Annotated in this window: 3 protein-coding genes; 1 reads left to right on the forward strand and 2 read right to left on the reverse strand. The window is 32.6% G+C overall.

What is annotated here, in order from left to right:
* Positions 1-65: 65 nt before the first annotated feature.
* Together AB8B65_RS15085 and tsaD are read right to left on the reverse strand one after the other, a co-directional pair.
* A complete protein-coding gene (locus AB8B65_RS15085) occupies positions 66-488 on the reverse strand; it encodes a hypothetical protein (RefSeq protein WP_405302094.1) in 423 nt (140 codons plus the stop codon).
* 167 nt (positions 489-655) lie between these two features.
* Positions 656-1678 (reverse strand): tRNA (adenosine(37)-N6)-threonylcarbamoyltransferase complex transferase subunit TsaD, encoded by a 1023-nt coding sequence (gene tsaD, locus AB8B65_RS15090; RefSeq protein WP_405302095.1) that lies wholly within the window; start codon positions 1676-1678, stop codon positions 656-658.
* Positions 1679-1838: 160 nt separating this feature from the next.
* On the opposite strand from tsaD, the gene AB8B65_RS15095 reads away from it, so the two are divergent.
* Positions 1839-6122, forward strand: a 4284-nt coding sequence (locus AB8B65_RS15095) for a translocation/assembly module TamB domain-containing protein (RefSeq protein ID WP_405302096.1), incomplete at its 3' end; no start/stop codon positions are given.

Here is a 6122-nt window from a genome sequence, read left to right on the forward strand (position 1 = left end):
GTTACTTCTGGTGTGTAAAAAAGTTGCATTTTTGAAATTATAAATGTTATGTTTTAAATTTTAAATCAACGCATGATTTTTTTCAAAGTACGAATATTGGGACCTTCTTCAAGAATTAATGTTTTGGAATTGATCGCTATAATTTGTTGATAAAATTCTTTGTATTTGTAGTCTATGCAGAGAAAATAGTCACTTTTCATTTCATCTATTTTACAATTTAAATTAAAATCGATGATTTGTATTTTTTTATGATAATATGATAATTCTGAGACTTTTAAAGTATCGTTAAGTTTGTTGATAAGAAGCCCAAAAGTTTTCTTAGGATCAATTACTTTTTCCTTTCCTTCAAAAGTATAAGATTCAGTCTTCCATTCGCCTAAAAGTAATTCAGTAACTTCTTCTTTCGTTTTCTTCCAAATTTCATCCTGTCCTAACATAAAATATGGAAGAACAAATACGCAAGTCAGTATTATTTTTTTAAGCTGCATTATGAAATTATGAATGTTGCATTTTTAAATTATAAACTAAATATTGATTCTTTAATCAAAAGCTACTTCTAAGAACAAATAAACAAACAAATTGACAAATCAACAAAAAGCAAAAATCATACTTTTTAAGACCCAAGACCCAAGACCCAAGACCCAAGACCCAAGACCTAAATCTTAATCCTCGAACTCGCCGTCACAGATTGATCCGTAAAATCTTCGTTCAAATATTTTAAATACCCAACAATTCCAATCATTGCCGCATTGTCGGTTGTATACGCAAATTTCGGAATATGAGCTGTCCAACCATATTTATATTCGCCATCTTTCAACGCTTTTCTAATCGCTGAATTTGCAGAAACGCCACCACCAATAGCAATGGTTTTAATACCAGTTTCTTTGGAGGCTTTCTTCAATTTGTCTAAAATAATATTCACAATCGTGTATTGTATAGAGGCGCAAATATCGTTTAAATTCTCTTGTACAAAATTTGGGTTCTCCTTTGTTTGTCTTTGTACAAAATATAAAATCGCTGTTTTCAATCCTGAAAAGCTAAAATTAAGTCCTTGTACTTTTGGTTTTGGAAAAGGAAAGGCTTTCGGATTTCCTTCATTCGCTAATTTATCAATAATTGGTCCCGCAGGATAGGTTAATCCTAAGATTTTTCCACTTTTATCGTACGCTTCTCCCACAGCATCATCAATAGTTTCACCGATGACTTCCATATCAAAATGATCTTTTACAACGACAATTTGCGTATGTCCACCAGAAATGGTCATAGCAAGAAATGGAAATTTCGGAATGGTTTGCGCTTCATCTTCAATAAAATGTGCTAAAATATGCGCTTGCATGTGATTTACTTCAATTAGCGGAATGGCTAAACCAAGTGCGAGCGACTTTGCAAAGGAAGTTCCGACAAGCAACGAACCCATCAATCCTGGTCCGCGTGTAAAAGCTATGGCATTTAACTGTTTTTTATCGATATTTGCATTAGCGAGTGCTTGATGCACCACAGGAACAATATTTTGTTGATGTGCACGGGACGCCAATTCGGGAACAACGCCGCCATAAGCTTCGTGAATTTTTTGATTGGCTATAACATTTGACAATACTTTTCCGTTCTGTAAAACAGCGGCAGAAGTATCATCACAAGAAGACTCAATAGCTAAAATATATACATCTTTTGTGCTCATAGTTTTTAAAAGGCATAAAAATTGATATAAAGTCACAAAGATATACTAAACATAGTGTTTTGTAATATTTTTTTTGTGAATTTGCAGTGCCGAATATGTTCAATTAGTAACCTTTAAAAAAAATACCATTAAAAGAGTCTGGAAAATAACCAAACGAGTATTGTTAGCAATTATATTGCTATTTCTACTGTTGTTAATTATTTTTTCGATTCCTGCCGTACAAACTGCTGTTGGAAAAAAGGCAACGAAATGGTTGAACGAAAAGTACAATACCAATATTAATATTGATAGAATTGGTTTAAAATGGAATGGCGATATTTCAATGAAAGATATTTACATTGAAGATTACCTAAAAGATACGCTGATTCATATTAATACCTTAGAAACGTCTATTTTAAGCTTCAACAATGCAATCAATAATAAACTAGAATTCGGCACCGTAAATATTGATGGATTAACACTCAATATCAACACCGAAAAAGATTCAATTGATTCAACGTTAGATGTTTTTATCGCAAAACTCGATTCTGAACCTTCTGACGGAACACCTTCCAATTTCTTATTAACGAGTTCGAAACTCAAACTGAATAATAGTAAATTTAGATATAAAGATCAAAACAACAGTACAAGTGATATGCTCGATTTTACAGAGCTTTCGGGAACTGTATATAGCTTTCAAGTCAAAGGTCCAAATGTGTCAGGAGATGTTAAAAACTTAACTTTTTTAGATAAACACGGACTTCGAGTCAATGAAATGAACTCTAAATTTCAATACACATTGACGCAAATGCGCTTTGAAAATTTGGTCATCAAAACAGACAAATCTCATCTAATTGGCTCAGTGATTTTTGATTATGAACGAAAAGATTTTGCCAACTTTTTAGACAAAGTACAACTCACGGCACGTTTTACAGATTCTAAAATTGACTTTAGCGAACTCAATTATTTTTATGATGAATTCGGAAACAAGCAAGGAACATTTAGTACAGAAATTACGGGAGTTTTAAATGACTTTACCACGAAAGGTTTCGATTTTAGATCGCCAAGCACCATTATAAAAGGTGATGTGCAATATAAAAACTTGTTCAATTCAAGTAGAATGTTTTACATGAAAGGTGATTTTGATCGTTTTTCATCTAACTACTATCAGTTAACATCGCTTTTGCCAGGCATTCTTGGGAAAAACTTACCAAAAAGACTCAGCCGTTTAGGACAATTTAACCTAAAAGGAAATGCTGAAATTACCGAAACCATCATTGATGCAGATGTTCGTATTGATACAGAACTTGGAAGTTCTATACTTGATGTAAATATTATAGATGTTGGCGATAATGAAAATGCTTTGTATGTAGGGAATATACAATTTGTAGAGTTCGATTTAGGAACGTATCTAAATGATCCTATGTTGGGTAAAGTATCATCTGATGTATTTGTGGATGGAAAAGGCTTTACTGAAGAAAGTTTAAATACAGAAGTTGTTGGTAACGTAAGTTCTATTCATTATAACAATTATACATATGCAGACCTTAATATTTCTGGCGTTTTAAAAGATCAATTATTTGATGGGAATTTAGTTGCTAAAGATCCAAATGCAGACTTTAACTTTCAAGGATTGGCAAATTTTGCAGGAGAAGTAAATGAATTTAGATTCAAAGCATCTATTAATAAATTAGATTTATACAAACTTAATTTTGTTGCAAGAGATGAGGTTTCCTTCTTAAAAGGTGACATGATTTTAGATCTTGTCGGAAATACCATTGATGATATGGCGGGCGATATCTTTTTCAAGAAAATTGCCTACACAAATCAAAATGCTACGTACACATTTAAAAACTTTAGCGTACACTCAGAATTTAATGAAAAAGACATTCGCAAACTAACCATAGATTCGCCAGATATTATAAAAGGAACAGTTACAGGACGTTTTCATTTTGACGAAGTACTAGATCTAGTACAAAACTCAATAGGAAGTATTTACGCCAATTACAGACCAATTGAAGTGCTTCCGAATCAATATTTAGCGTTCAATTTTAAAATTTATAATAAAATTGTAGATGTATTTCTTCCTGATGTTGAATTATCAAAAAACACCTCGCTTCGTGGAAGTATCAGCGGAGACGAAAATAAATTTAAACTTACATTTAAAACACCGCAAATTATTGCCTACGGAAGTACAATTGATAATGTAGAAATGATCATTGACAATAAAAATCCGTTATTCAATACGTATATAGAAGTCGCTAATGTAACAACAGATTGGTATGATGCGCAAGAATTTAGTTTGATTAATACCACATTAAAAGATACTTTATTCTTTAAAACAGAATTTAAAGGCGGAATCGGATTTGAAGATGATTATAACTTAAGTTTCTATCACACAATTGACAGTCTAAATAAATCGGTAGTAGGACTCAAAAAATCAGATGTATCATTTCGCGGAAACAAATGGTTTATCAACGCTGAAAATGATCGCAAAAACAGATTTATATTCGACAAAAAACTTGATTCTATCTTCATAGAAAAAATAGTAATGAGTCATGAAAATGAGAAAATTGACTTAGAAGGAGAACTCTTTGGTGAAAATAACAAAAGGATCAACCTTCAATTTACGGATGTTGGATTAGAAAAAATTACACCATCTATTGATAGTATTCGCTTGGGCGGAAAAGTCAATGGGAAACTCGATATTGAACAGATAAATGGCGGTTACATTCCTAAATCAAATCTTGGAATTGCAAGTTTAGAAGTGAACGACAAACAACTTGGTGATTTAAGCGTAAACATTACAGGAGATGAACGTTTAGAGCAGTTTAATGTAAATGCTAAATTGGTCAGTGAAACGATAGAATCATTAACAGCAATCGGCTCAATCAATGTGGCCAACAATGTCAATACGATTAATGTAGATACGAGGATTGACAAGTTTGACATATCTCCATTTAGTCCACTTGGAGAAGATGTCATAGAGGAAATTAGAGGACTCATATCTGGAAATGCAAAAGTTGTTGGAAACCTCAACAATCCTTCAATAAATGGTGAATTAAGTATTCTTGCTGGCGGATTGTATATTCCCTACCTAAATGTAGATTTAGATTTGGCAAACAGTTCTAGAGTAAAATTATACGATCAAACATTTGAATTTGACGATGTAACTGTTTTAGATACACAAGATTATACAAAAGGACAACTAAACGGAACCATAAAACATACTTCTTTTGACGATTGGAATTTAGGGTTAAAACTGACTACAGATCTTTTGTTAGTATTAAATACAGTGTATGACGAAGATGCAGAAGAAGAAAATTTATATTACGGAACTGGGTATATAAGTGGTGAAGCCTTAATTTATGGTCCAACAGATGAATTAACAATAAAAGTTGAAGGACGTACAGAAAAAGGAACGGATTTAAAAATTCCGATTAGTTATGTAGCTTCTGTCGGAGATGCATCTTTTATAAAATTTGTAACCAAACAAGATTTTTATGACCCTAAAAGTCAAGATGAAAATGCTTTGAATGATGTGAAAGGATTAGAATTAGAATTTAATTTAGATGTTACACCAGATGCCGTCGTTGAAATAGAAGTTGACAGAAAAGCAGGAAGTAGCATACGCGGAAGCGGTTTTGGAAATTTATTGATGCAAATTAATACCAATGGTAAATTTAATATGTTTGGAGATTTTATTACGGATACAGGAGAATACAACTTTAAATACCGTGGTATTATCAATAAAAAATTCACGCTAAAACCAGAAGGAACTATTGTTTGGGAAGGCGATCCTTTTAAAGCACAATTAAATGTAGAAGCAGTATACAATTTACAAGCCAATCCTGATGTTTTGCTAGATGCGCCAACGTATAACAAAAAAATTCCGGTAGAAGTTGGAATTAGACTTACGGGCGATTTAATGAAACCCGATCCTATATTTAATATCAAATTTCCAACCACGCAAGGTGGCGCCAACTCTGAATTGACTAATTTTTTGCTAAATGATGACGACAAACGTAGATTGCAAGCTTTGTCTCTACTATCACAAGGACGATTTGTAAATGAAGTAAATATCAATCAAAGTGTATTGACAGGAAATTTGATAGAAACGGCAACAAGTATTGTAAACGATGCACTTTCTGATGAAGATGATATTGTGAAAATAGGAGTAAACTTTAGTCAAGCCGATCGTTCCTTAAACTTAGAAACCTCAAATCAATTAGGATTGACCGTTTCGAGTCAAATAAGTGATAAAATAACCTTTAATGGGCAAATTGGAGTTCCAGTTGGTGGTGTTACGCAAACAGCGATTGTGGGTGATGCTGAAATAGAAATTTCTTTAAATGAAGATCGTTCACTCACAGCAAAAATCTTCAACAGACAAAACCAAATACAATATGTTGGTGAAATTGAAGGATTTACACAAGGAATCGGATTGTCCTATCAAGTTGATTTT

Origin of the sequence: Kordia sp. (genome assembly GCF_045105435.1) — a bacterium.
GTDB lineage: Bacteria > Bacteroidota > Bacteroidia > Flavobacteriales > Flavobacteriaceae > Kordia.

What these genes read in the sequence shown, in the direction of transcription:
- AB8B65_RS15085 (WP_405302094.1), bottom strand. Translation starts at nt 488, where the DNA reads ATGCAGCTTAAAAAAATAATACTGACTTGCGTATTTGTTCTTCCATAT.
- tsaD (WP_405302095.1), bottom strand. Translation starts at nt 1,678, where the DNA reads ATGAGCACAAAAGATGTATATATTTTAGCTATTGAGTCTTCTTGTGAT.